The sequence below is a fragment of the Bacillus sp. AK124 genome (assembly GCF_053903085.1).
The window spans coordinates 3,511,671-3,537,114 of the sequence record NZ_CP096378.1; the positions used below are offsets into that span (position 1 = coordinate 3,511,671).

Below are 25,444 nucleotides of genomic sequence, written 5' to 3' on the forward strand. Positions count from 1 at the left end.
CATGCTTTAGACATGACCACTTGATTTTATCACAGCATTCCCTCAAAATAAATAGGAACTATTTCGATTTAATACAGAAAGGGGTCTCATCAATGGAACGTATACTGCATTTGCCCGCAAAACCCGAACGCCACCGCCGCTTCGGATCTGTCGAAGCCGTGAAAGGAATAAAACCGAACGATAAAGAACAGATGAAGGATATTCAAAATACACCGAACGACTATTTTTTTGACATTGACCATGTCGGTGTCTCAAACGTTTCGCATCCGATTTTGATTGCATCCTCGCTCAAGCCGTTTACACAAACGACGATCGGCGCTTTTTCCTTTACGACGAGCCTTGCGCGCGGCCGCAAAGGAATCAATATGAGCCGCCTGACAGAACAGCTGCAGCGCTATCACGAAGCAAACTGGACGATTGATGTCCATACACTGAAAGATTTTGCAAAGGATTTAGCCGACAATATGGAACAGCAAAGCGCATCCGTCTCTGTCAGTTTTCCATGGTATTTCGAGCGCCTTAGCCCGGAAACCAAACTGTCAGGATTGATGCACGCCGATATCCATATGACAGTCTCTTATCATGAAAACAAAGGCTTTTCACAAACCGTCGGCATCACGGCCCATGTGACGACGCTCTGCCCGTGTTCAAAAGAAATCAGCGAATACAGCGCCCATAACCAGCGCGGCATAATCAAGATCACCGCACATATCAATGAGCAGGCGGAGATGCCGGACGATTTCAAAACCGAGCTTCTTGCCGCAGCGGAAACGAACGCAAGCGCAAAGCTCCATCCCGTCTTAAAAAGGCCCGACGAAAAAAGAGTGACTGAACAGGCTTATGAAAATCCAAGATTTGTAGAAGACGTCATCCGCTTAACGGCTGCCGACTTATACGAAATGAACTGGATCTCCGCCTTTGAGATCGAATGCCGGAACGAAGAATCGATTCACATGCATGATGCGGTGGCGCGGCTGTCGTTTTCCAAATGTTAAAAAGCTCGGCCGAAAGAATGGCCGAGCTTTTATCAATGAACAGGAATTTTAATGATGAGCGTGATCAAGCAGACGATGCTGAATATCATAAAGGACGCCATTAAGCCTCTTCTGTTTTCTTTGCGGTAACCCATTGCTTTTACAAACAAGAGAACACATAATGCGGCCATCAGCAGACAGCTGAGCAATTCTTCAAAAGGCATATTTGTTCAAACTCCTTTTTTCCACATCAAAACCGCCGGGATTTCCCGGCAGTCTCACTTACGATTGTTCCAGCTCCTCGATCATCAGAGACAGCTCGGTCCAGCGCTCCATTGCCGCATCGAGTTCTGCGGCTGTTTGCGCCTGCTCTTCCATCAACGTCTGAATCTTGGCGAAGTCGCTGCCGGCGGCGGCGATTTCCTCTTCAAGCCGTTTATGCTTTTCTTCCAGAGCGGCGATTCTGTCTTCGATGCCGTCCCATTCCAGCTGATCTTTATAAGACAGCTTCTTTCTTTTCTTTTTCTCAGGTTTGACAGGTTCTGCGGCTTCAGGCGCCGGCTTTTGACGGCTGGTCTCCTTTTGCTTCTCCATATATTCGCTGTATGAACCTTGAAAACGCGAAACGTTTCCGCTGCCTTCAAATACAAGCAGCCTGTCGACGACACGGTCAAGGAAATAGCGGTCATGGGAAACGGTCACGACAACGCCGGGAAACTGTTCCAAATAATCTTCCAGCACTCCGAGCGTCTCGGTATCAAGGTCGTTTGTCGGCTCATCAAGGAACAGGACGTTCGGCTCTTCCATCAGCACTTTCAAGAGATAAAGGCGCCTCTTTTCTCCGCCTGACAGCTTGCGAATCAAGTTGCGCTGCATGCTCCGCGGAAAAAGGAACCTTTCCAGCATCTGCTCAGCTGTGACCACTTGTCCGTCGGCCGTTTTGACGACCTCAGCCGTCTCCTTAATGTATTCGACGACCTGCAGCGCATCGTTCATTTCGCTGTGATCCTGTGTATAGTATCCGATTCTTACAGTCTGGCCGATCGTGATCTGCCCTCCATCAGGCTTGACGCGGCCGGCAAGCGCGTTTAAAAGCGTTGTTTTGCCGATCCCGTTCGGTCCGATGATGCCGATCCGGTCCCCGGGCACAATCAGTTCATCGAATGAACGGACAAGCTGATTGCCGCCGCGGCTGATGTCAACACCTTCCGCTTCAATCACCTGCTTGCCGAGACGGTGGGAGCCGATGGCGAAATCAAGGGAAGAGCCGGTTTCAGGCGCATCTTGTTCCTTTAGTTCCTCCACCCGCTGAATTCTTGCTTTTTGTTTTGTCGAACGGGCTTTGGCTCCTCTTCTCAGCCAGGCAAGCTCCCTTCGGAGAAGGTTTTGCCGCTTCGTTTCGCTTTGTTCGGCGAGCGCTTCTCTTTCGGCCCGCTTTTCCAAAAACACTTCGTAGTTCCCTTTGTATGTGTATAGGCGCCCGCGATCCAGTTCATAGATCCTGTTTGTCACCCGGTTTAAAAAATAGCGGTCATGGGTGACGAGGACGACGGAGCCCGGATACCCGCTCAAATAGCCTTCAAGCCATTCGATCGTTTCATTGTCCAAGTGGTTTGTCGGCTCATCCAAAATGAGGAGGTCAGCAGGCTGAATCAATGTTTTCGCAATCGCAACCCGCTTTTTTTGCCCTCCTGATAGCGAGCTTACTTCTTTTGCCACATCCGCGACGCCAAGCTTCGTTAAAATCGTTTTTGCCGCTGTATTCGCGTCCCAGGCGCCGTGTTCGTCCATTTTCCCCTGTGCCGCCAGCAGGTTTTCCTGCTTCTTCGGATCATCAGGCGAAGCATTCAGCTCCTGAAGCGCCTGCTCATACGCCCTCATCGTCCGCATCATCACGGAATCTCCCGAATAAATGTGCTCAAGTACGGTTTCCGGACCGTCCAAATCAGGATCCTGATCCAAGTACTCGATATGGAGGCTGCCAGGCTTGGTGATGTCTCCTTTTTCGGTCGATTCATGGCCAGCGATCACTTTCAGCAAACTGCTTTTTCCCGTTCCGTTCGGTCCGATCAAGCCGATCCGTTCGTTTTCTTCGATATGAAACGATATATGGTCAAATAATGTTTTATCTCCGTAAGTTTTATATAAACCTTCCGCTTTAAAAATGCTCATCTGTCTACCAATCCTAACGTAATGTCATAACCTTATTTTAATGCAGATGATGCAAGAAAACTAGTGAGAGCTTTTTCACGGACATTACAGGAAGACGGCCGGAAGCCAGAAATATACGCTGATCACGATCAAGACGACACCTGCGATATTGAGCCAAAAGCCCGCCCTGACCATGTCCTTCATCGTCAGCAGATTGGAGCTGAAAACGGCCGCATTCGGCGGGGTGGAGATCGGGAGCATAAAGGCGCATGATGAAGCAAGCGCAGCTGCCGCCATCAGCCCGTACGGCTCGACCTGAAGCGCGGCGCCAAGGCCGATCGTCATCGGAATCACCATATTGGCGACAGCCGTATTAGACATGATTTCGGTCATAAATAAAATCGCAGCCGTCAAAATGATCAGTACAAATAAGTAAGGATGGCCTTCCAACAGCTTTAGCTTGCCGCCGATCCATGCCGTCAGATTGGTCGCCGAAAAACCGGCCGCAAGCGACAAGCCGCCTCCAAACAACAGAAGAAGCCCCCATGGCAGCGTCTGCATATCCTTCCATTCCAAAATCCGTTCATCCTTTGTACTCGGAATTAAAAACAGCAAAACCGCTCCGAAAATCGCAATCGACGTATCTGAAATTTGAAACGGCAGGATGAATTTGAACATCCACAAACATGCGGTCAACAAAAAAACGGCAAAAACCGATTTTTCCTCCCTCGTCATTGCGCCAAGCGCCTTTAAATCATGATCGATAAAATCAGGTTTTTTTCCTTGAAAGGCGCTCACTTTAAATTTTATTTTCGTTAAATAAACATATAAAATAGCAAGAAACAGAACGGAAACCGGGAACCCGAATAAAAACCACTCAAAAAACATAATTTCGTGATTGAGCATCTGTTTTGACATCGCGGCAAAGACCGCATTCGGGACGGAACCGACCAATGTGGCAAGTCCGCCGATCGAAGCCGCATACGCGACAGCCAGCAAAATGCTTTTGCTGAACTTCTGCAGCGATTCGCCTTTTAAAATTTCTTTTTCCTGCACTTCTTTAATAACTGCAAGCGCTACGGGAAGCATCATCAAAGCGGTGGCAGCATTCGAAATCCACATCGATAAAAATGCCGTCGCCGCCATCACGCCGAGCACGATTCGATGGCTTTCAGCCCCGATCCGCTTCAAAATATGCAAGGCCATCCGTTTATGAAGATTCCATTTTTCGATGGCGATCGCAATGATAAATCCCCCCATATACATAAACACAATCGGATCGCCGTATGCTTTGGCCGTCGTTTCCATATCTAAACCGCCCAATGTCGGCAGCAAAATGACTGGCAAGAGCGATGCCGCCGGAATCGGCACGGCTTCCGTAATCCACCAGACGGCCGTCCAAGCTGTAACCGCAAGAACGATCCGCGGCGCGTAAGCCAACTCAGCTTCCGGTATCAAGCCGAGAATCAGCAAAAAACTGATCGGCCCCAATAACAATCCGGTCAGTTTAGTCGGTGTATATACTCTCATTTACCCCTTCCCCCTTTGAAAGCGATTTCCCATTCTTCACTTTCGCTTCGCCCGGGGAAAATTCCTCTAAAAAATTTAAAATAAAATTTAAATTAATGTATCACACTGAGCCTAGAAATTGAAAAGTACAACTTTTCTATTAAAAAGTCACTCAGAGGCTGAAAGCAAATTTTTTAGCGCTTTTCCATATAAATTCATCGGGACGCTTTCTCCATTAATAAAATTGAATATCGCAAGACCATTTTCGAGTGAAAAAATAGTCCAAGCGATTTCTTCCGAAGATAGCGTAACCTCATGATTCTCTTTCAACATTAGTTTCGCGACAGACTTGGAGATCCGGTCCACAGACTCCCTGATCATGCAAGACCATTTGTAGCGCACTGACTCATTACGCATCACATAAAGAAGAAATTCCATATTTAAAATCATCCACTTTTGATTTTCTTTCACCACTGAGACAAAATGATCATTCATTGTTTCAATAAAATATGAAAGTGAATGCTGATTATTTATGATTTGATCGATGTTATTCACTTGTAAATTCATTTGTTGTTCCAATAAGGCCAGAAAGAGCTCTTCCTTAGATTTAAAATTGGAGTAAACCGCTCCTTTGCTAAATCCGGCATGTTCAGCAATTTTTTCAACAGAAGCCCCATGAAAGCCAAGCTCCGAAAAAATCTCAACAGCCGATTCTAACAACAATTGACGTGTTTCCTCTTTTCGCTCTTTTTGGGTTAGCCTTCTTCTAAGCATTCTTCTTCCTCCTCTTATTGACAATCATACTGTTCAGAATTAACATACCATATAGTATGTATATTCTAAAAGGTATCACTAGCACTTCACTAAATCAACGTGTGGCCATTAAAAAGAGGAGAAGAATGATGCAAATTGAAAATAATATCAAAACGGATAAACGACCTGTGTCCATCATATTGTCAAAAACCATTAAAACAGGAATTATTAAATCTAACCTTATTCCGATGTTTTCTGGATTAACATTATCTTTATATACTTATAAAATCAGCCTTTCTGAGAAATTACCAGAAATATTTTTTGCATTAATTGGGTCTATTTTAGTAATGGGAGCGGCAGGAGCTTTTAACAACTTATATGACCGGGATATAGATTCTATTATGGAGAGAACCAAAAACAGACCAACCGTTACAGGAGAAATAAAGCCTAAAACAGTTCTATGGCTCGGTATCTTTATGATGATTTTTGGTGTAATAATCCTTGGTTTCACCACCTCTCTGGCAGCACTCCTAGGGTTTCTAGGATTGTTTTTTTATATTGTCCCGTATACCATGTGGAGTAAGAGAAGAACAGTTTACAATACAGAGGTCGGGAGTATCGGCGGAGCTATGCCGCCTCTTATTGGATGGTCAGCTGTCTATCCGGACATCACACATCCTGCTGTTCTCGGTCTTTTTGTGACATCTGTGATATGGCAAATGCCTCATTTCTATGCTATAGCCATTCGAAAAAATGATGAGTATAAGGCTGCGAAAGTTCCAATGCTCCCTGTTATCAAAGGAGTTAAAAGAACATATATACAAACTAATATTTATTTAATCATCCTTATCGGGACAAGTCTCCTTTTTATTTCTTTGAGCCTCGGCATTATGCTTGTTTCCCTTATATTAGGTGTCATATGGTTGGTTCTTAGTGTGTATGGTTACAAAAAAATGGATTCAGAGAAATGGGCAAAATCCATGTTTATTTACTCTCTGATTCATATGACAATTCTTTTTTCGACTGTCATTATCTATTCTCTTATTGGAGTTATTTTCAATATATAGTTATTTGATATCGTCTCTTTTACACGTTTGAAGGAATTCCAGTGTGACGGGAAAGAGCATACTCATGGGCCATATTTACGGCAGTCATTTCAATCGCTAGTGTAGTAGTGTTAGTAAAAAAACTGCCGACACATTGTCAGGCAGTTTTTTTCTATATCTAGTCTTCAAAATGGTGTTCCGCCATCTTGGCGAGGTTTTGCGCGTTGCTGCTGATCTCCTGCATGGTGGCGGAAATTTGTTCAACGCCGGCGGCCTGGCCGCTCGTATGTTCATTGATGACTTCGATCGATTGCTCAAGGTCTTTCAATAACGCGTGGATTTTCTTCGTGATTTGATCAATCTGACCGACGTTTTCTTTTGAGTGTGTCGCAAGCTTGCGGATTTCGTCGGCGACGACGGAGAACCCTTTTCCTGATTCTCCGGCTCTCGCCGCTTCAATCGCCGCGTTCAGTCCGAGCAGGTTGCTTTGATCTGAAATACCTTTTACGGTAACCGAAATTTTCTCAATTTCTCCGGCGCTTTCACTGACTTCTTTCGCCTGCTTGGAAATGTCGGACATTTGTCCGGAAAATCCGCTGACAGATTCGGCGATATCCTGAATGGCTGAGGCCGTCTGTTCGACGATGACCGACAGGCTTTCCGCGACGCGGTGAAGCTGATCCGATTTTTCAAGACTCGTGCCGAGTCCGACTCCGCCGATAACTCTTCCGTTCTCGTCATGGAGCGGGATCGCTCTCGCCGCAAGAGGAAAGCCGAACAGCTCCTTAGGCACCATGCTCACTTTCTTTTTGTTTTGGCGGATGGCGTCTGTAATAATATCGCCTTCCTGCAAAGGATCACCCGCTTTGACATCAAGGGAAAATGTCTTTCCCGGAATGTTGACGATCAGCTTTTCAGTATCGTAAATCCCCACTGTCACATCGTCCTGAATCAGCTGATTCAGAAACGGCGCCACTTTCACAAAAGCATCCAGCAGCGGGTGGATGTCCGTTTTTACTGCTTCATTCATGTATCAAATCCTCCTTTTAATATGGAAAAATCCTTTTCTGGTGCTGGACGGAAATCCATTTTAACGTTGTAAATTCGTCAAGGCTCCACTCACCGTTCAGCCTGCCGATTCCAGATTGCTTTTCACCGCCGAAAGCGACATGTGGCTCGTCGTTGATCGTTGTGTCATTGACATGGATCATGCCCGTCTCGATTTGCTTCGCGATGGCAACGCCGCGCTCCACATTTCCCGTGTGTACGGCTCCGCTCAGTCCGAACGAAGTGTCATTCGCGATCTCAACCGCTTCTGCTTCGGTCTCAAACGGCATGACGCACACAACCGGGCCGAACAGCTCTTCCTTGGCGACAGACATGTCAGACGTGACATCCGCAAGAATCGTCGGCTCGACGAGATTGCCTTTAATATCGCCTTTCAGAAGCGGTGTGGCGCCTTCTTCGATGCCTTTCTCAATCGATTTTCTTAAATGTTCAGCTTGGCGTTCATTAATGACAGGGCCGATCACAGTTTCAGGATCCAGCGGATCACCCGTTTTAAACCCGGAGATTTTTTGGCTGAACAGCTTTAAAAATTCCGGATACACTTCTTTTTGAACGAGAATCCGGTTGGCCGACATGCAGATTTGCCCCTGATGTGTGAAGCGGCTGAAAGCCGCGGCATTGACAGCGTATTCCAAATCGGCATCCTCAAGAACGATCAATGCGCTGTTTCCGCCGAGTTCAAGCAGCGGTTTTTTAAAATGTTTGATCGCCAGCTGCCCGATATAGCTGCCGACCTTCGTTGATCCGGTAAACGAGATGATTCTCGGAATCGGGTGCTCAACGAAGCTGTCGCCGATTTCCCCGATATCCGTGACGACAACATTCAGAAGTCCCTCCGGAAGACCGGCTTCTTCAAAAATCTTTGCAATCAGCGTGCCGCCGCAAATCGGTGTTTCTTCATGCGGCTTTAAGACAACGCCGTTCCCTGCGCCAAGCGCAGGTGCAACCGATTTTACAGATAAAAAGAACGGAAAGTTGAACGGACTGATGACACCGACCACTCCCGCCGGAATGCGGTATATCCGATTTTCTTTCCCATCAACCGGTGAAGGGAGAATTTTACCTTCCATTTTGAGCGGGAAACCTGCCGCTTCTTTGATCATATTGACGACAAGATCGATTTCAAAAGCCGCTTTCAGCCGTGTTCCGCCAAGTTCCTCCATAATGAGGTACACGATCGCTTCTTTATTGTCTTCAATATAAGCCGCGGCTTTTTCTAAAATCGCTCTTTTTTCATAGGGATTGATGTTATCCCATTTCTTTTTCGCCCCAAGCGCAGCTTTGTACGCCGCATCGACATCCTCCCGCGTCGCTTTCCGAAAAGAGGTAATCGTTTTATGGGTAAAAGGATTCAGATCGGCCAAGACGCTTTCACTTTGGCCGTCTCTCCATTCCCCTCCTATGTATTGACGGTTGAGGTCAGTCATTTGAATCATTCAGTCCATCTCCTATCAAACAGTTTTGGGAAAAGTTAGACTACATCTTATGTATCGGCAGTCTTTCAAGAAAATTCAATCTTATGGGTCTTTTGGATATAAAAAAAGATTTTACCGATAAATCGGTAAAATCCGGATACAAAGGGGAACAGCACCATCTTAGTTTTTCTGCGCAAGGTAAACGGTTGTGATCAGCATTGATAAACATTGCAGGATATATAAACCTGTTATTAAGAAAAATGAAAAGGAAATCCCTTGGAAAATAATTGCCAATGTCCAGGCCATTAAAATAGCCGCCATTGTAATGTTCCAGGAGAGCGCCTTAGCCTGATAATTAATTTTCTGCTGGCGTTCATCGAACAGCCTCTCTTTTTTTCCAATCCGTTTGTTCACACTGTATATAATTACGATCCCGAGCACGCCTATTCCTAAACCTGCTAAAGCGATCAGTGTGTTTGTCATCGTTTCAGTCAATATTTTCATCCCCCTCAAAAATAAATAAATCTTCAATCAGACATTCAAAAATTTGAGCCAGTTTATGCGCCAGAACAAGTGAAGGTTTATACTTCCCCTTTTCAAGGGAAATCACCGTTTGCCTTGACACATCGAGCCTTTTAGCCAGTTCTTCTTGTGTCATGTTCAGCGAAGTGCGCTTTTCCTTTATTAACGTTTTCATCTTTCCTCCATCGGAATGTAAAGTTTACTATACGTAAAGTATACTTAACAAAAAATCAGGTGTCAAGTTAACTTTACAAATAAAAAAAGATAGACAAAACAGACTTTCGCCTGTTCATCTATCTTTTTACTTCACGATTTCTTTTTACGCCCCTAAATCGACATTATGGTAAACTTGCTGAACGTCTTCCAAATCTTCCAGCGCGTCAATCAGTTTTTCAAACTGCGCGCGCGCATCCTCAGGAAGGGCGACGTCATTTTGCGCGAGCATGGTCAGCTCGGCCACCGTGAACTCTGTGATGCCGGCGTTTTGCAGCGCCTCCTGTACGGCGTGGAACTGATCGGGCTCGGCATAGACGATCACCGCATCGTCTTCTTCTAAAATATCACGGACATCAATATCCGCTTCCATCAATAATTCGAGCGTCTCATCAGCCGTTTTCCCTTCAAAGCCGATGACGGCCGTCGGATCAAACATGTAAGCGACAGATCCGCTCACACCCATGTTTCCGCCGTTTTTGCCAAATGTGGAGCGCACATCGGCAGCCGTGCGGTTGACGTTGTTTGTCAACGCGTCAACGATCACCATCGCTCCGTTCGGCCCGAAGCCTTCATAGCGCAGTTCGTCATAATTTTCTTCAGAACCGCCCTTCGCTTTTTCAATCGCCCGCTCAATAATCGCTTTCGGGACATTGTATGTTTTGGCGCGCTCTAGCACGAATTTCAGGTTCTGGTTCAGTTCGGGGTCGGGCTCTCCCTGCTTTGCCGCCACATAGATTTCGCGGCCGAACTTGGCGTAGATTCGGCTCGTATTCGCATCCTTGGACGCTTTCTTCTCTTTTATATTGTTCCATTTACGGCCCATGATGTAACCACTCTCTTTCAACATTGAATCTTTCATTCACAAAATCTATTATACCGCAGGGCCAGGCGATTTCATCAAATTGATGCATCGAATTTACGACATTTTTTTGGAAATCCGTCTTAAGATGCGAGTTTTCCGCTGTCTTTCTTCTGCTCTTTTTTCAAAACAGTAATGAAAATTCCTGCAATTACAAACACGATTCCGGTCAAATGAACCAGTGAGAATTGCTCCTTCAAAATGACGCCTGAGAGCACAACGGCCGATACGGGGAGAACCGAAGTGAAAATCCCGGAAACGCTCGCCGGCACTTTCGTCACGCCGTTGTACCATAAGTAAAAAGCAAGCACCGTAACAATCAGCGCGTAATAAAGGACATATGACCAATCAAGAAGTCCGGGAACGCTAAAATCAAACGAGACAGCCTCAATGACCGCAAACGGCAGAAAAAACAAAAAACCGAACAAGGAAACAAACGCCGAAATCGCCAATGCGGAAATATGGGGCGACAGCAATTTTGCCATTAGCGTAAACATCGCTTCACCGATCACTGCGGCCGCGATTAACAGATTTCCCATCAATGCATAAGGGCTCCCCGCTTCGCCGCCGGCCCCGAACAGGTTGATCGCCATCACGCCGATAACGGCCAGCACGATGCCAGCGGCCATTCTCTTTTCTATTTTTTCTTTTAATAAAAAGAAAGCCAAAATACCGACAGCCATCGGCGTCGTGCTCGTAATAATGCCGCTTTCCATCCCCGTCGTCAGCTTAACCCCGTAAAGCATGCAGATGCTGAACAGAAAGACACCCGTAAAAGACTGCAGCAAAAGAACAAAGACATCTTTTTTCGATAGAGCGGGAATGCCTTTCTCAATCCAAAAAAGCAAGATCATTAAAACGGCAGCCGCGATAAAAAAACGAATGCCTGACGACAAAAACACCGGAATCGTCTTCACCATCAGCTTGCCGACAACAACCGAACTCCCGACGATCGCCATGGCGAGAGCTAAAGAAAAATAAACTGAAATTGGGTTCCGCATAAGGTTTCTCCTGTCATGATGTATTTAAAATCCTTTTTAAGTTTAACAAAAATAAGGTAAAATTTATTTCTTTTGGAATAAATATTTTCAACTCATGCACATCAACCAGACAGCATTTTAATCAGTCCGCTTAATTGCGTAATCCCTTTCTTCAGGTCTTCACAGGAAGCAAATGCATATGACAGCCTCATGTAATCGCCTCTTTCCTGCCCGTATATGGCGCCAGAATTAAAGAGAATTCCTTTTGAAAGTGATTTGGCATAAAGAGTTTTCATGGATACCGGCGGCAATATCTTCAGCCAAATAAAGAAGCCGCCTGCTGGAACGCTCCATTCCGCGAGTCCTTCCAACTCTGTTTTTAACACATGCAACACAAAGTTTCTTCTTATTTTTAGCTGTTCTCTGACGTTTTCCAAATGTTTCTGATAAAGCCCAGATGTCAGCCATTCGGCTGCGACTCTCTGAGACAGTGAACTCGAGCCGTAGTCCGTCTGCATTTTAATATCTGATAAACGTTCAATGACCGGCTCCGGGCCGACGATCCAGCCGATTCTTAATCCCGGGCTCAACGTTTTCGAAAAACTGCCAATGTATAAGACGCGGCCGTTTTTGTCCATCGCTTTCATTGGAGCAGGCGGCGGTGCATCAATCCATAATTCGCGGTATATATCATCTTCAATGATAGGCAGGTGGTGTTGTTCGCTGAAAGCCAGAATCTCTTCCCTCCGCTTTTTGGACATTAACACTCCGGTCGGATTTTGAAAACAAGGGTTGGTGTACAAAATGGCTCTCGTCCGCATGTTTGGCGTCATCTTGATGCTTTCTGGCATGAGGCCTTCTTCATCCATTTGCAATCCGGCCATCCTCATTCCCGCAGATTGAAAGACATGCAGCGAATAAAGGTAAGACGGCTGATCAAGAAAAACGGTTGATCCGCTTTGCAAAAGCCCCATGGCGATTAACTGCAATGCTTGCAGCGCGCCGGAAACGATTAAGATGGAAGACGGGGAAGCGTGGATGCCGACCGTTTGTAAATAGCTGCTCAACGCCTCTCTTAAAGGAAGATAACCTTTTGGCTCCTCATACCCAAAGGCATCCATGTTATGAGCAACCTTCTCCATCATCTCCTTCATAATGTCCAGCGGAAACAATTCATTTGAAAGTTCGCCTTTGCTGAGCTGTATCAATGTTGAATTCGATTCAGATTGATTAATCTCCTGAACCGTTTTCCGGCTGGGCTGCTGGAATCCGGCTGCCACGTATTTATCCCAATCAGGGGTCGAATGTTTGGCCAACAATGTCCATGTATTGTTTATAACGATCGTGCCTTTCCCCATTCTGCCTTCTATTAATCCATCGGCTATTAATTCTTCCAAAGCTGTAATCACCGTGCTTCTGTTCACAGCGAAATGTTTGGCCAATGAACGCTGACTCGGAATTTTGGTGCCGATCGGCCATTCTCCATTTGCAATCTTCTCTTTTATAAATTGAATGATTTGTTTGTATTTTGGCACGCGGGGCATAAATGGATCTCCTTTTATCGATAAGTGGTTGGGTTTATATTCTCAAAACTGGTTGAAGCCATTTTACCAAACGTCTATTAAGATGGATACACACATTTAAACCGGTTGGTTTTTTTAAAAAGGAGATTGAAAAATGATGAAGAAACAGAGGATGTACATCATGTTGTCATACTGCCTGATGATCGGCTTTTGGGCTTCGGCTTTTCCGGGGATTCGAGTCGGGCTGGAGGATTATACGCCTCAGCACCTCACATTGCTTCGGCTGCTGTCAGGTTCTTCGGCTCTAATATTGCTGGCTGCTGCCGTCCGGATGCGCCTGCCGGAAGCAAAGGACATCCCCATCATTTTGCTGCTCGGTTTTTTAGGATTTTCCGCTTACCACACATTGCTCAATCAAGGCGAGGAAACGGTCAGCGCTGGAATGGCAAGCCTCCTGGTCACGACAACGCCTATTTTTTCAGCATTGTTAGCGAGGCTGTTTTTCGCAGAACGATTTGGTGCAGCGAAATGGCTCGGATCAGGGATCAGCTTTTTAGGCGTCATGCTTATATCACTCGGCGTCGGAAACTTTGAAAACACGGCGGCTGGGGTGTTGTCCATTTTACTGGCCGCCATATGTGAAAGCATCTATTTCGTTTTTCAAGAGCGCTACATTCAAAAATACGGTTTTATCCCATTTGTTTCATATGCGATTTGGGGAGGAACGATCCCCATGCTGTTCTTTTTGCCCGGGCTATTAGAAGAGCTTTCTCATGCTTCCATTCAATCTACTGCAAGTGTTGTTTATTTAGGATTGCTCCCTACAGTTGTCCCATATTTTGCGCTTGCTTATATCACCTCGTACAGAGGATCTTCAGAGGCCGCGATTTCGCTTTATTTAACGCCAGCCGCAACACTTTTCATATCATGGGTATGGATAGGCGAAATTCCCGCTTTCCTATCACTTGCCGGGGGAATCATAACGATAGGCGGTGTACTGTTTACATACAGAGGAACGAAAAATAGCATTTACAAACTCGAATAATTTAATTCTGCTTATCTCCAAGAAAACTAGAAAGGATGTCCGGACCCGGGGGCATCCTTTTTCAATGGAATGGGCGCCGCTTGCGAAAACGAAAATTTCCCAATGGATGCTGCAATCTCGTTTTATTTTTTAATCGATCAGTTGTCAGGCAAAGAATGGTTTCACATTAGAAAAAAGCCTTTTTATATGGAAAAGGCTCTTAAACTTTATTTTTCTCATAAACTTGTTTAACCAAATCAACAATATATTCGATATGTTTTTCATCATCGATTTGAATTTCATAATCACCGTTCCCCCAGTGGCCGGTGTTTGCGACATCCCTAAATAAATCCATGGGATCATCTAACTCGCCTCTTTTGGCATTTATCCAAATTTTTAAGCCCTTTTTTAAGAGAAGAACGTCTACCATGTTACGCTTATGAACAGTAAATGCGATATATAGCTTTGTTGCTTTGACAGATATGTTGTCACCCACATTTAAAATCTCTTCTTTTAACTGCTGGTATAGATCAATCACCTCACCAGGCTTACGGACTAGATGATCTTCTTCTGTGAAAACTTTGATTTCCCTGCTCACTTGTTCAATTGCTTCACTTTGATTCGAAATTGTGTTTATCGACCCTGATGCCCCATTTGGTCTGATAGGATTCATTTGTAGCAGGTCATTTTCATACCTTTTGATTTCCCACAATTCCATCGGCAAATCTCTAAAATTAATGGATTCCTTTTGGTGTGTAGTAAACTCAGGCGAAATAAAGATGACCCTTGATTGCGACCAATCGACACTGTTCCTTTTTAAAAGCTTCTCTTGATTTTCATTATATTCAAGAATAAAGTCAGCTTTATTATTAAGCATGATGGACAGATAAGCATAGCCTTGATCTATTACACTTGAATATTTCTTGTTTTTATATTCAATAATAACAAACGATTGTGTCTGGTCATCAAATGCTAGCGTATCAATCCGAAATCCGGCGACTCGAAACTCAGAGGCAATGAACTTGAGGCCTAATAATTGCTTTAAATTTTTTTCACATAGGTGCTGTATGTCTTTTTCTTTCTCAAACGGTATTTCCCGGATTTCTTTCATATCTTGATGGTGTAATTGAAAGAGATTCATGGCTGCGCTCCTTACCTTCATTAAGAATGAACAACGTCATTTTCTAAAAGCATCCTCTTCAACAATCCACTCGGTTTATTCGCGCTGTCTGATAAACAATTCATATCACCCATGACAAGGAAGCTGTCCTTTGCCCTTGAAACCGCGACGTTTAGAAGGCTTTTATTGGCGTCTATAAAAAAGCAGCCGTCATTTTTCCCGTACACCGTCGACATGATGATGACCTTTCTTTCGCCGCCTTGAAAGGTATGGACCGTTCCTACGTCGATAAACGGTTTAACATCGGGTGATAGCGCACGCTTGATTATGCCGACTTGCATTTTAAAAGGGGTGATAATGCCAATGAGACTTTTTGGATCATCTTCATGATATGCATTTCGGATGTTGTAGAAATGCTCATTGATCCATGTGGCGATGGCCCTTGCCTCTATTTCATTATATCGGCTGCCCGCTTTTTTGCTTGACTGGTATGAGTCAACCTGCATATGACCAAGAGGTGGAATCGATAATTGAACAAGCGGATTTTTCTTATCCTCTGCCGCTTTGCCTCTCATTGGCTCAAGTTTTCCTCTATACACCAGATTGTTGCAGTATTCAATAATTTCATCATAACAGCGCCTATGTTCGCTCAAAAACAAACCGCGTTGCTGATGTTTTTCGTATTTACAGCTTTTGCACGCTACCCTCATCACACTAGATTCTGACGTATTCAAGCCGAGTTCGCGAAGCTTCTCAAACTGTTCGATCGAAGTAATAACATCATTTGAAAGAGCTAATGAAATATCCAATGTTTCGTTGATATTCCACACCGGTTCAATCTGATAAACATCTCCGACAACAACTGCCCGTTTCGCAAGCGAAAATGAACATGCCGCAATCTCAGGAGTCACCTGTCCTGCTTCATCTACGATTAGTAAATCAATATAATTGTAGAGAAAATGCTCCTTCCCATTGTTATAGGCCAGCAGCATTCGCGGAAGCTGATAAAAAGTCATCACAAAACAAGGGGTCAACATACTTAAATTTGTATAAAACTGATTTAACACATTATCGAAATTTGTGCCTCTTTGTTTTTCCGACAGTCTTTTCTCTAAAAGCCATCTGCACTCATAGTAATGAACTGCTAGCCAAAAAGAGGCGTATTTTATGGTTGTATCTAAAAATTCATTCGCCTTATCTAAAGAAGAAAATGAACCAGGATATTTCTCAAGAATGTTCAGTGATATAAGTTCCACCATTAATTGTTTATATTTTGTGTTCAATTTGCTGACTTGTTGGTATGTCGCATCGATCTGCTTTATTTTTTCTCTCGTCTCTTTTGCTTTTTCGCTATACAGAGAGAGAATTTTATCGAGATTCATTGACTCATCAATAAATTCTTCATCCGGCTGAATAAAATATCTGACACGACTGACTAATTTGCTCTTGAAGAACGGCAGAAACTTGAATAAGCGAACAAAGAACGGCAAGTTTGAAAAGTGCGTCTGCCACTCTTTTATTCTTTGTTGTATCGATTGAAACGTGCTTTCCCACTCGGTTTTTTCCTCGGTCAATTGCGTCATGTATGTATCTAAAGAAACGCCTTTGGGAGCTATTTGATCATATTCGGAGAATAAGGATAAAACTTTTTGTCTGATTTCTTCAAGCGCTGTTAACCGATTTGAAATCGTATGCTCACATTGCTTAATATCAGTATGGTTTGTTTCAAAATATCGACTGCATTCTTTGAGCATCTTTTCGGTTGATCGCTCAATGTTCTCGTTGCTTTCAACTTCGTCAAAAAAGTTTTCTCCCCGAGGGTTCGTATATTGAAATCCTTTTTCTTGCGCCTCTTTCTCCTTGCTGCCGGACGGAAAATAAACAGCAAAGCTGTCGACTCCTTCGATCCATCGCTGCTCTAAATGATTGTTTTCCCATTTTGGTTTAATCTTTCCGAATGATTCAATAATATTGGTTACTGCCTGATTGTTTGTTGATGAAGCGACAATGACAGGAGGATCTTCCTTTTTTAATGCTCGTTCGACATAAAGATTGGCAACGAGCGACTGCAATAACGTCGTTTTCCCCGTACCCGGCGGACCGTTGACTGCAAGAATTTCTCCATCTTCCATATTGTTGAAATGGTTCAGGCACTCCCTTTGCGATGGCGACAAAGGATATTCCCCGCCCATTTGTCCGACATGCTTCTGCATTTCTGACATCCGGTTTGGAATAAGCGGCGATAAAGAAGTGAATTTTTGGTTGATAAAATTTTGATAAAGCTGCAGATGATTCGGCTGGCTGGATAAAAGGTGATCATATAACTTTAATATATTTCTGGTTGCATTGATGGAATCATCCTTAAAGATATAAACATTTTTCTCTAATTCTATTTCTTTAACTGTATTTGAAGTTATTTCGGTTTCTGTAACTGACTCATACATATCTTTTGCAAACTCAAAATAGCTTTTCCAAGTGAGGTTGCTTTCCAACCTCTGATAATTGTTGCTCATATATTCATCAAAGTCATTGACATAGCCGATCGCAAGCTCTTCGTCAATGATTGGATGAAGATGCTCTCTCGGAATCCATGGATATTTGTCTTCTGAAGGCAACAACATACCATTGGCAGTCAAAACTGCCGGGATATAAAGAATGCCGGTCATATCTTCAATATTTGTCTCAACCCTTTGCTGCACGTCGAATTTCGTCTTGATCGTCTTTGCCACAACGATAACATCGAGTTTACCGGAGACATTTTTGTGGTCTGAAAGAACCGCGTAGTACTTACTGTCTATCTTTCCTTGTATAAGGCTATTCAAATCTGAAATCATAAAACGACTGTTTTTAAAGTTGATTTTTAGTTTCGCAGCGACACTATCGCGAAAATACTTGGTTACAGTTTGGGATGCCATCGCTTTTCCTCCTGATGTATGAAAAAAACATAATACTGGTAATAACATTAAGTAGTAACAATTATATCCTAAATGAATATATGGATAAATAACTGGCTTTACAAAAATATAGGAAAATAAAAAAGGATGTCACCATATAATATGAGACACCCTTCATAGGCAAATCTTTGATCAAACTCTAAATCGCTTCCGCTAAAATCATAAACCGGTACTGTGTGACATCAAAATAACCCTTTTCTTCAATCATTTTATGAATCGCGTACAATTCATCCGTGTATTGATCCACTTCAAAACCGGGCGCCTGCCAGGGAATGGCTTTTAAGTAATAGACCAGAGCTCCAATATCATAAAACCTTTGAGTCGGACACTCTTCCCTGCTTTTTAAAACCTTAAAATCATGTTTTTCTATTTCTTTTAACGCTTTTTCCAAGTTCCAGTCCTTAAATTCTTCATTTAGCGGTACACCAAGTTTTTCATTGATTTCTTCGCAATCATGCCCGCCGACTTGCTGAGTGAGAAACAGTCCTCCTTTTGAAAGGATTCTCCTCACCTCTTGTGCTGAATATGACTCGTGTTTATTGATGACCAGGTCAAATTGGCCGGATTCAAATGGAAGATCTTCATCATCATCAATTTGGACGACCTGAACCCCTAAAGGCGTCAATCGTTCCTTTGCAACTGGCACATTGGGCAAATAGCATTCAGTAGCGTATGCTGACGAAGGAAACGGCCCCAATTTCGATAAAAATTCTCCGCCGCCTGTCCCCATATCGAGCATGGATTTGGAATCTTGAATAAGAGACAGAGCCATGCTTCCGTATGACCATGAAAGCAGGTCGCTTTTCATTCTTCCCGTATCGTCAATGAAAGAAAAATCCCAGCCGCTGAAAGGCTTATCTGCGTGTTTTAAATATGAAAGAAATGTTTTGTCATTCATAGTATCCCCCTCCAATTTTAATGTTTAAATATGTTTTAAACGATTGGAGGGCCTCTCGCGAATTTGGAAGGTTTTTATATTTCATGCTCTTGTAGATTCACTGTAATCGCACCCCATTTCATGGCTTTAAAAAAGAAGCCTGTAAAAGGACTTCAGCAAATATTAACCTCCAACCGGCAGCTCAGCTGTTTGAACGCCGCCTGACGCCTGATTGTGGCTTTGGGATAAAGCAGCTCCGCCTAAGACCATAGCAGTTAACGATAAGCAAAGAATCAATTTTTTCATGACAATACCTCACTCCCTAATGATCTCATTTTGTTTTCGGCTTTCATGAATATTTTAACAAATTCCAGCGCTTCCTTGAAATCTCCTTTTTTCTCAAAATAGCTTGAGATGAGCAATGAAAGGTCACAGACACCGTCTAAATCATTCATCTCGTCCAAGGAATCGATGTCGTCTTTGATGCTTTTAACGTTTTCATGGCAATAAAGCTCATACATAATATTTATTTTCTTTTCATAATGCTTATTCCCGTTTTTCTTTAATTCCTCCTGTCCTTTTTTATAATAGAACAGGGCCGCTTCTGTTTCGCCGATTTTGAAAAACTCTCTGATCAGCATGTAAAGCGAGTTGATATAGTAGCTTGACTTGCACCATTCGGGGTTGCTCAACGCATGCTGGACGGCGAGAATGCATTCCTGAGACCGGCCGGAATTGGAATACAGAATGCTGATATTGTGGTGAAGCATCGCTTCTAAAAACGAATCGTCAATCTTTTTGGAAATTTCGATCGATTCTTCGAAATACTTCTCCGCATCTTTAAAGCGCTGCATCTGCATGTAATTTGTCCCCATCACAACCTGGGAAATCGCCAGCTTTTTTTCGTACCCGTCATGCATTTTGTAAATATTCATCGCGTCTCTCGCATAATTGAGAGAAATCGCATTTTGCCGGAGAGACATATACAGCCAGGACACTTTAAAATAAAACTCGGCCGCTTCGATCTGATCGGGCACCTTCGCCAGTTTTTTCTCGGCAACCTTGTACAGGCTGATCGCCCGCTCAACATTCTTGTTGTACGCTTCATGCATCGCCTCAAAAAAGTAGAAATAGTAATCGATCATATGATCTGTCTGCTCAATGCACTCGATTTGCGAATCATTAAAGTAAGACTCCCGCGGCAGCCGCTCTCCCCTCGTATCATAAAGCATCATCCGATACCGCTCCTCAAGAAGCGAAAAATAAGCCAGCACATTCTGATCCTCTTCCATCCCGGAAAACATCGACTTCGCCTCATCAAAAAGATGCTTTGCCTGCTCAATATCATGCTTTTTAATGGCCAAATGGAATTCGTTCAACACCCCCGCAACCACCTCTGAAGCGACCTTGCTCATGCCGAACCCCCTCTTTCTCTTTAAGATTGTTCTCTATCTGTAAAATGATCTTATCACATGTGTAAATTTTTGTAATGACCTTTTGTCAATTAATGATATGTTTTTGTCAACAATTGAAAAAGCCTTTTGTTGTCAATTTTAACTGTTGGTATAGATCAATCAACTCATCTTGCCTATAAACAGAAATGCTCCTTCTTTTTCAAAAACAAGAAACCACTCGCCTTCCACAAAGGCAAGTGGTTCTTCATTTATTTTAATTGCTGATAAGAAATCAATCGATGAATATGGACTCCCAAGTATGTTAGTTCATCGTTCGGAATGACGATTCCGTGTACCTGTTTGATATAATCTTTGATTTTGAAAGCTACATCCATTGCTTGCGGATATAAATTAGCAATTTGCTCAAACAATTCATTCTCCTGATCTGCCAGCAATTTATCAGCGTAAAATCTTTCAACAAAAAATTTAACGTGTGTGATAAATCGGCTGTAATGGATATTTTCTTGATCCCATTTCATATTTAATGTGTACCGGACAAGATTGACAATGCTCCCGATCATTTTTGCATACTTCATTCCATTTTTTGATTCTGTTTCTTCACCTAATGCATTAATTAAGTGGAACGCAATATTTGCCGCTTCCTCTTTCGGTAATTGGATCCCTAGTTTTTCATTGATGAGCTGCAGTGCATAATTCCCTGCCTCAAACTCTTCTGTATAGTAGTTTTTAATTTCCCAGTAGACGCGATTCGTAATATTGATGTTCTTTTTATAACGCTCTACTGCAAAATTTAAGTGATCCATTAATGTGAAGTAGACGCCGGAATTTAGCTTTGTTTTTAATTTTTCTTCTGCATAATGAACAATTTGCTGTGTCAATTCAATAAATTCTTGCGGTATTGAATCCAACAGTTGAAGAAATTCTTTTGCCTTCATATTGTCTACTGGCATAAACACTTGATCAGCTTGTTTTTCTTCAATCATATGCCCAGGTTTTCGTCCGTAACCGATGCCTCTGCCGCATAAAACCATCTCCTGTCGGTTCTGATCTTCAGCCAGTACCACACTCGAGTTTAAAACCTTTTTTATTTTAAACATCGCCATCACCTTTTCATGAATGCGGTTTTTTAGTCTAATACTTCTCCATTTGACTCGATCACTTTCTTATACCAGTAGAATGAATCTTTACGTGAGCGCTTCAATGTCCCGTTGCCATCGTCATCTTGATCAACATGGATAAATCCATATCGTTTGGACATTTGAGATGTTCCGGCACTAATAATGTCAATGGATCCCCAGCTGGTATATCCGAAGAGATCTACACCTTCTTCAATGGCTTCTTTCATCTGACGGAAATGTTCTCTGAAATAGTTAATACGATAATCATCATGGATCGATCCATCGCTTTCAACAACATCTTTCGCACCCATGCCGTTCTCCACAATAATGAGAGGTTTTTGATAGCGATCATACAATTCAATGAGCGAAATTTTTAAACCGACCGGATCGATTTGCCAACCCCAATCTGTTGAAGGCAAATAAGGGTTTTTCACACCGCGAATCGTATTGCCATCTGTTTTTTCCAGCCCTTCTTGTGCAGATTCTGTCAGGGACATATAGTAGCTAAATGAAACGAAGTCTACCGTATGTTCTTTCAAAATGGCAAGATCGTCCGCTTCCATCTTAATATTGATATTTTTTCGTTCCAGCATGCGTTTGATCAATGGCGGATATTCGCCAAACACTTGAACATCTGCATAGAAATAGTTATCAAGGTTTTGCTTCAGTGCGCGTTCGACATCATTCGGATGACAAGTGTGCGGGTAAGTCGTAAGTTTCGTTAGCATACATCCCACTTGACTTCCGGGAATGATGCGATGACAATCTGCAGTCACAAGAGCAGAAGCTACAAATTGATGGTGCAATGCTTGATAAACGGTTTCTTCTACCTTCCCCTCTGGACAGCGGTCAGGAATGATTCCCGCTGTAATGAAAGAATGGCGATGTATACTGTCAATTTCATTAAAGGTAAGCCAATATTTCACAACATCTTTATAGCGTTCAAAACACACATTGGCGAACTTCACAAAGAGGTCGATCACTTTTCTTTCAACCCATCCGTTGTATTTCACACTAAGTGCTAATGGCATTTCATAATGTGACAGCGTCACGATCGGTTCAATGTTATGTTTTTTCATTTCTTGGAACAGACGGTCATAAAACTGAAGGCCTTTCTCGTTCGGCTCAGCTTCTTCCCCTGTCGGGAAAATTCGGCTCCATGCAATCGATATACGCAATGTTTTAAAACCCATTTCTGCAAAGAGAGCCAAATCTTCTTTATAGTGATGATAGAAATCAATCCCTCTGCGCTTCGGATATTTTTTTACGTCCGGGTCTTTCATTGCGCGTTCAATGTTTTCAGAAGTAACAGCAAGGTGTCCTTCGTAATCTTCTACACTCAAATTCGAACGGTACATGGCAATATCTGCAACAGACGGTCCTTTTCCATCAACATTCCAAGCTCCTTCTGCTTGGTTTGCGGCAATCGCACCGCCCCATAAAAAATCTTTCGGAAATCCTTTTGTCGTTGTCATCATGATTACCCTCCTAATTGTGTGACAACCATCAATGTATCTTGACGATTGACCTGTTTTAAATGCGTTACTTTTATATCATATTGATCCGTATTCGTAATAACTGCTAGTGTAACTGGATCATAACCTGCTTCCTTAATTTTTTCCAGGTCAAATTGAATGAGCAAATCACCCGCTTTGACTTGATCCCCTGCTTGCACCCATGGTTTAAAGAACTTGCCCTCTAGCTGAACGGTGTCAATCCCAATATGGAAAAGAACCTCAACTCCGTTTGCTGTTTTCATGCCGAGCGCATGATTTGTTTCAAAGAGAAGTGAAATCTCGCCATCTACCGGTGCATATAGTTCACCCTTTGAAGGAATAATGGCAATTCCTTCTCCCATTACCTTTGAAGAAAATATGTCATCTTCTACATCAGATAGTGAAATCATTTGACCGATGACTGGACTTTTGAATGTCTCATCTGCGCCAAGTTTTTCAGCGAAAACACCTTGCTCTGCTTCTTTTTCCGTTTCTTCTGTCTTTCGATCTTTTCCTAAAATAAAGGCGGCAGCAAAAGCAACAACAAATGAGATGGCAAAACCGATAACTGCAAACATGAAGTTGCGTGGAAGCTCGTCAGATATGAACATCGACATACTTGCAAGACCAGGTCCAACAAGAACAAACGCTTGAAGTCCGACAAGTCCAATGAAGATGCCGCCGATGAAAGAACCGATCATGACACTGCTAAGCACACGTTTATTTTGCAGTGTCACCCCGTATAATGCCGGTTCGGTAATGCCAAAAAATGCTGAAATCCCTGCAGAAATGGCAGTTGAACGAAGCACTTTATCTTTTGTGCGAAGGGCAACTGCGAAACACGCCCCACTTTCAGCGATATTATGTGCAAGTGAAGCAGGCAAGTAAAGTGCTTCTTTTCCGAGATTGCCCATTGTTTTTACAGCGTACGGCACCATCGCTTTGTGCATCCCTGATGCGACCATAAATGGAAGGACTGCTGCCAGGATCGCAACCGCAACCCAGCCTACTTTATCAAACATAGCAAGGATAATTGCTGTGAAGCCTTGCCCAGCTGTAAAACCGATTGGTCCCAGCAACAGGAGAGTGATCGGAACTGTCATAACCAATGACATCATAGGTACGAAAAAGATACGAATTGGTTTTGGCGAAATACGAGTAAACCATTTTTCCATCTGTGCATACAACAGGACAGATAAAATCGCCGGAAACACTTGATAGGCATACGCAATATTTTTCACATCGAATGAAAATAATTGAGCGCCTTCTGTCAGCATCGCCGTCATGTTTGGCAGAATAAGAGCGCCGACTGCCGATAATGCAACAAGCGGATTCACTTTTAATTTATTGGCTGTCGTCACGGCTACCAGCAATGGCAGGAAGTAAAGCGGCGCATCGCCAACCATATTTAAAATCTGATACGTTTGCCCTTTGGCGTCCATTAATCCGAATAACGAGAAGAGGAGGAGAAACGATTTTAAAATCCCTCCGCCCGCAATGGCGGGAACAAGCGGTTGAAAAACACCAACAATGAAGTCTAATAGTACAGTCCCCGCTTTTCGCTTTTCCTTCGGCTGATGGGAAGACACACTTTGTTCAGAAGGTGATCCTCCGAGAAGGCCGGTCAATTTCTCATAGACTTCAATGACATCGTTTCCAATCACAACCTGGCATTGGCCCGACATACGGACAGCGATGACACCTGGTGTTTTCTCAAGTGCCGGCACATTCGCCTTGTTTTGATCAATCAATGTAAAACGGAGTCGTGTCGAACAATGCTCCAAGTGGGCAATATTCTCTTTACCGCCTACATGCTGCAATACGTCTCTTGCTGTTTGTGTATAATTCATTGTTTCTCCCCCTTTTCTGAAACATGAGACCTATATTTAGGCAATAAAAAAAGGACCTAAACCGACAAATTAAAAAATTTATCGGTTTTAGATCCTGCCTGCATGACCAGTCACATGTCTAATTTATCAATATTGGATTTGATTAAAGTATATATCGGTTTTATGAAAGCGTCAACATTTATTTTGTTTTTTCGAAAAGAGGCCAATATCCTGGCCAAATGGCCTACATTTTATTCTCAATGGCGATCATAAACATCTTCAAGTATCCGCAAATCGTGTGCCCAGGTTACAGGGTTACAAGACACATAAACTGCAAGCCTCGGCTTTATCTCAATCATCGTCCACAGCAAAACATCATCCGACATCACTCCTCAAGCAGCGAGAAGGAGATTCTAATTCTCTTCCATTTCGAAAAACATTGACTTCGCGTGTGCAATATTTATGCTTTTTAATTGCCAAAAGGAGTTCGTTTAACACCCCCGCAACCACTTCTAAACCGACCTTGCTCATGCCGAGCCACTCTTTCTCTTTAAGATTGTTATCTATTTTAAAATGATCTTATTATACGTGTGAA

22 protein-coding genes are annotated in these 25,444 nt (G+C 43.2%); 3 read left to right on the forward strand and 19 right to left on the reverse strand.

Going from position 1 to position 25,444, the window contains the following annotated elements; all coding sequences use genetic code 11:
* Nucleotides 1–92: 92 nt before the first annotated feature.
* A complete protein-coding gene (folE2, locus tag M1E06_RS17705) occupies nucleotides 93–995 on the forward strand; it encodes a GTP cyclohydrolase FolE2 (protein WP_026578908.1) in 903 nt (300 codons plus the stop codon).
* A gap of 32 nt (nucleotides 996–1,027) precedes the next feature.
* Here the strand turns inward: folE2 and M1E06_RS17710 are convergent, their stop codons facing one another.
* From M1E06_RS17710 to M1E06_RS17725, 4 genes are all read right to left on the reverse strand, one after another.
* Nucleotides 1,028–1,198 carry a hypothetical protein gene (locus M1E06_RS17710; RefSeq protein ID WP_186440166.1) on the reverse strand — a complete coding sequence of 57 codons (171 nt, stop codon included), beginning with the start codon at nucleotides 1,196–1,198 and terminating at the stop codon, nucleotides 1,028–1,030.
* 58 nt (nucleotides 1,199–1,256) lie between these two features.
* A complete protein-coding gene (locus M1E06_RS17715) occupies nucleotides 1,257–3,146 on the reverse strand; it encodes an ABC-F family ATP-binding cassette domain-containing protein (protein ID WP_035336994.1) in 1,890 nt (629 codons plus the stop codon).
* A gap of 84 nt (nucleotides 3,147–3,230) precedes the next feature.
* The gene (locus M1E06_RS17720; protein ID WP_023855784.1) at nucleotides 3,231–4,655 is read right to left on the reverse strand and encodes an SLC13 family permease; all 1,425 of its coding nucleotides are present in this window, start codon (nucleotides 4,653–4,655) and stop codon (nucleotides 3,231–3,233) included.
* Nucleotides 4,656–4,802: 147 nt separating this feature from the next.
* On the reverse strand, nucleotides 4,803–5,408 hold the full coding sequence (locus tag M1E06_RS17725; RefSeq protein ID WP_020450502.1) for a TetR/AcrR family transcriptional regulator: 606 nt from the start codon (nucleotides 5,406–5,408) through the stop codon (nucleotides 4,803–4,805).
* Between the two features lie 128 nt (nucleotides 5,409–5,536).
* On the opposite strand from M1E06_RS17725, the gene cyoE reads away from it, so the two are divergent.
* Nucleotides 5,537–6,454 carry a heme o synthase gene (gene cyoE / locus M1E06_RS17730; protein ID WP_023855785.1) on the forward strand — a complete coding sequence of 306 codons (918 nt, stop codon included), beginning with the start codon at nucleotides 5,537–5,539 and terminating at the stop codon, nucleotides 6,452–6,454.
* A 157-nt stretch (nucleotides 6,455–6,611) separates the two neighbouring features.
* Here the strand turns inward: cyoE and M1E06_RS17735 are convergent, their stop codons facing one another.
* From M1E06_RS17735 to pdxR, 7 genes are all read right to left on the reverse strand, one after another.
* Nucleotides 6,612–7,463 (reverse strand): methyl-accepting chemotaxis protein, encoded by an 852-nt coding sequence (locus M1E06_RS17735; protein WP_043054169.1) that lies wholly within the window; start codon nucleotides 7,461–7,463, stop codon nucleotides 6,612–6,614.
* 16 nt (nucleotides 7,464–7,479) lie between these two features.
* Entirely contained in the window at nucleotides 7,480–8,937 is a 1,458-nt protein-coding gene (locus M1E06_RS17740; RefSeq protein ID WP_043054168.1) for an aldehyde dehydrogenase family protein, read from the reverse strand.
* 159 nt (nucleotides 8,938–9,096) lie between these two features.
* On the reverse strand, nucleotides 9,097–9,411 hold the full coding sequence (locus M1E06_RS17745) for a DUF2178 domain-containing protein (RefSeq protein ID WP_023855788.1): 315 nt from the start codon (nucleotides 9,409–9,411) through the stop codon (nucleotides 9,097–9,099).
* Nucleotides 9,404–9,613, reverse strand: coding sequence for a helix-turn-helix transcriptional regulator (locus M1E06_RS17750; RefSeq protein WP_020450493.1), 210 nt, complete (start codon nucleotides 9,611–9,613; stop codon nucleotides 9,404–9,406). Before M1E06_RS17750 ends, M1E06_RS17745 begins: the two co-directional genes overlap by 8 nt.
* 144 nt (nucleotides 9,614–9,757) lie before the next feature.
* On the reverse strand, nucleotides 9,758–10,477 hold the full coding sequence (locus tag M1E06_RS17755; protein WP_003179658.1) for a YebC/PmpR family DNA-binding transcriptional regulator: 720 nt from the start codon (nucleotides 10,475–10,477) through the stop codon (nucleotides 9,758–9,760).
* Between the two features lie 119 nt (nucleotides 10,478–10,596).
* The gene (locus tag M1E06_RS17760; protein WP_216904488.1) at nucleotides 10,597–11,514 is read right to left on the reverse strand and encodes a DMT family transporter; all 918 of its coding nucleotides are present in this window, start codon (nucleotides 11,512–11,514) and stop codon (nucleotides 10,597–10,599) included.
* A gap of 101 nt (nucleotides 11,515–11,615) precedes the next feature.
* A complete protein-coding gene (gene pdxR / locus M1E06_RS17765; RefSeq protein ID WP_216904490.1) occupies nucleotides 11,616–13,037 on the reverse strand; it encodes a MocR-like pyridoxine biosynthesis transcription factor PdxR in 1,422 nt (473 codons plus the stop codon).
* 136 nt (nucleotides 13,038–13,173) lie between these two features.
* On the opposite strand from pdxR, the gene M1E06_RS17770 reads away from it, so the two are divergent.
* The gene (locus M1E06_RS17770) at nucleotides 13,174–14,061 is read left to right on the forward strand and encodes a DMT family transporter (protein WP_043054559.1); all 888 of its coding nucleotides are present in this window, start codon (nucleotides 13,174–13,176) and stop codon (nucleotides 14,059–14,061) included.
* Between the two features lie 199 nt (nucleotides 14,062–14,260).
* On the opposite strand, the gene M1E06_RS17775 is transcribed toward M1E06_RS17770, so the two are convergent.
* From M1E06_RS17775 to M1E06_RS17810, 8 genes are all read right to left on the reverse strand, one after another.
* On the reverse strand, nucleotides 14,261–15,181 hold the full coding sequence (locus M1E06_RS17775) for a DUF5655 domain-containing protein (RefSeq protein WP_043054558.1): 921 nt from the start codon (nucleotides 15,179–15,181) through the stop codon (nucleotides 14,261–14,263).
* A 20-nt stretch (nucleotides 15,182–15,201) separates the two neighbouring features.
* Nucleotides 15,202–18,075, reverse strand: a complete 2,874-nt coding sequence (locus M1E06_RS17780; protein ID WP_020450487.1) for an AAA domain-containing protein — start codon at nucleotides 18,073–18,075, stop codon at nucleotides 15,202–15,204.
* Between the two features lie 178 nt (nucleotides 18,076–18,253).
* Nucleotides 18,254–19,012, reverse strand: a complete 759-nt coding sequence (locus tag M1E06_RS17785) for a class I SAM-dependent methyltransferase (RefSeq protein WP_020450486.1) — start codon at nucleotides 19,010–19,012, stop codon at nucleotides 18,254–18,256.
* A 162-nt stretch (nucleotides 19,013–19,174) separates the two neighbouring features.
* Nucleotides 19,175–19,297: a PhrK family phosphatase-inhibitory pheromone gene (locus M1E06_RS17790; protein ID WP_011197633.1), complete on the reverse strand. Its 123-nt coding sequence runs from the start codon at nucleotides 19,295–19,297 to the stop codon at nucleotides 19,175–19,177.
* A complete protein-coding gene (locus tag M1E06_RS17795; protein WP_096747948.1) occupies nucleotides 19,294–20,406 on the reverse strand; it encodes a Rap family tetratricopeptide repeat protein in 1,113 nt (370 codons plus the stop codon). Before M1E06_RS17795 ends, M1E06_RS17790 begins: the two co-directional genes overlap by 4 nt.
* A 248-nt stretch (nucleotides 20,407–20,654) precedes the next feature.
* Nucleotides 20,655–21,503 (reverse strand): PRD domain-containing protein, encoded by an 849-nt coding sequence (locus M1E06_RS17800; RefSeq protein WP_095292935.1) that lies wholly within the window; start codon nucleotides 21,501–21,503, stop codon nucleotides 20,655–20,657.
* 29 nt (nucleotides 21,504–21,532) lie between these two features.
* Nucleotides 21,533–22,999 carry a glycoside hydrolase family 1 protein gene (locus M1E06_RS17805; RefSeq protein WP_096748448.1) on the reverse strand — a complete coding sequence of 489 codons (1,467 nt, stop codon included), beginning with the start codon at nucleotides 22,997–22,999 and terminating at the stop codon, nucleotides 21,533–21,535.
* Between the two features lie 5 nt (nucleotides 23,000–23,004).
* The gene (locus tag M1E06_RS17810) at nucleotides 23,005–24,870 is read right to left on the reverse strand and encodes a beta-glucoside-specific PTS transporter subunit IIABC (RefSeq protein WP_456270544.1); all 1,866 of its coding nucleotides are present in this window, start codon (nucleotides 24,868–24,870) and stop codon (nucleotides 23,005–23,007) included.
* Nucleotides 24,871–25,444 lie beyond the last annotated feature (574 nt).

Coding starts and splice junctions, on each gene's coding strand:
- M1E06_RS17790 (WP_011197633.1), bottom strand. CDS start 19,297: ATGAAAAAATTGATTCTTTGCTTATCGTTAACTGCTATGGTCTTAGGC.
- cyoE (WP_023855785.1), top strand. CDS start 5,537: ATGCAAATTGAAAATAATATCAAAACGGATAAACGACCTGTGTCCATC.
- M1E06_RS17715 (WP_035336994.1), bottom strand. CDS start 3,146: ATGAGCATTTTTAAAGCGGAAGGTTTATATAAAACTTACGGAGATAAA.
- M1E06_RS17740 (WP_043054168.1), bottom strand. CDS start 8,937: ATGATTCAAATGACTGACCTCAACCGTCAATACATAGGAGGGGAATGG.
- M1E06_RS17720 (WP_023855784.1), bottom strand. CDS start 4,655: ATGAGAGTATATACACCGACTAAACTGACCGGATTGTTATTGGGGCCG.
- M1E06_RS17755 (WP_003179658.1), bottom strand. CDS start 10,477: ATGGGCCGTAAATGGAACAATATAAAAGAGAAGAAAGCGTCCAAGGAT.
- M1E06_RS17775 (WP_043054558.1), bottom strand. CDS start 15,181: ATGAATCTCTTTCAATTACACCATCAAGATATGAAAGAAATCCGGGAA.
- M1E06_RS17710 (WP_186440166.1), bottom strand. CDS start 1,198: ATGCCTTTTGAAGAATTGCTCAGCTGTCTGCTGATGGCCGCATTATGT.
- M1E06_RS17770 (WP_043054559.1), top strand. CDS start 13,174: ATGAAGAAACAGAGGATGTACATCATGTTGTCATACTGCCTGATGATC.
- M1E06_RS17760 (WP_216904488.1), bottom strand. CDS start 11,514: ATGCGGAACCCAATTTCAGTTTATTTTTCTTTAGCTCTCGCCATGGCG.
- M1E06_RS17800 (WP_095292935.1), bottom strand. CDS start 21,503: ATGTTTAAAATAAAAAAGGTTTTAAACTCGAGTGTGGTACTGGCTGAA.
- M1E06_RS17795 (WP_096747948.1), bottom strand. CDS start 20,406: ATGAGCAAGGTCGCTTCAGAGGTGGTTGCGGGGGTGTTGAACGAATTC.
- M1E06_RS17735 (WP_043054169.1), bottom strand. CDS start 7,463: ATGAATGAAGCAGTAAAAACGGACATCCACCCGCTGCTGGATGCTTTT.
- M1E06_RS17805 (WP_096748448.1), bottom strand. CDS start 22,999: ATGACAACGACAAAAGGATTTCCGAAAGATTTTTTATGGGGCGGTGCG.
- M1E06_RS17750 (WP_020450493.1), bottom strand. CDS start 9,613: ATGAAAACGTTAATAAAGGAAAAGCGCACTTCGCTGAACATGACACAA.
- folE2 (WP_026578908.1), top strand. CDS start 93: ATGGAACGTATACTGCATTTGCCCGCAAAACCCGAACGCCACCGCCGC.
- pdxR (WP_216904490.1), bottom strand. CDS start 13,037: ATGCCCCGCGTGCCAAAATACAAACAAATCATTCAATTTATAAAAGAG.
- M1E06_RS17785 (WP_020450486.1), bottom strand. CDS start 19,012: ATGAATGACAAAACATTTCTTTCATATTTAAAACACGCAGATAAGCCT.
- M1E06_RS17725 (WP_020450502.1), bottom strand. CDS start 5,408: ATGCTTAGAAGAAGGCTAACCCAAAAAGAGCGAAAAGAGGAAACACGT.
- M1E06_RS17780 (WP_020450487.1), bottom strand. CDS start 18,075: ATGGCATCCCAAACTGTAACCAAGTATTTTCGCGATAGTGTCGCTGCG.
- M1E06_RS17810 (WP_456270544.1), bottom strand. CDS start 24,870: ATGAATTATACACAAACAGCAAGAGACGTATTGCAGCATGTAGGCGGT.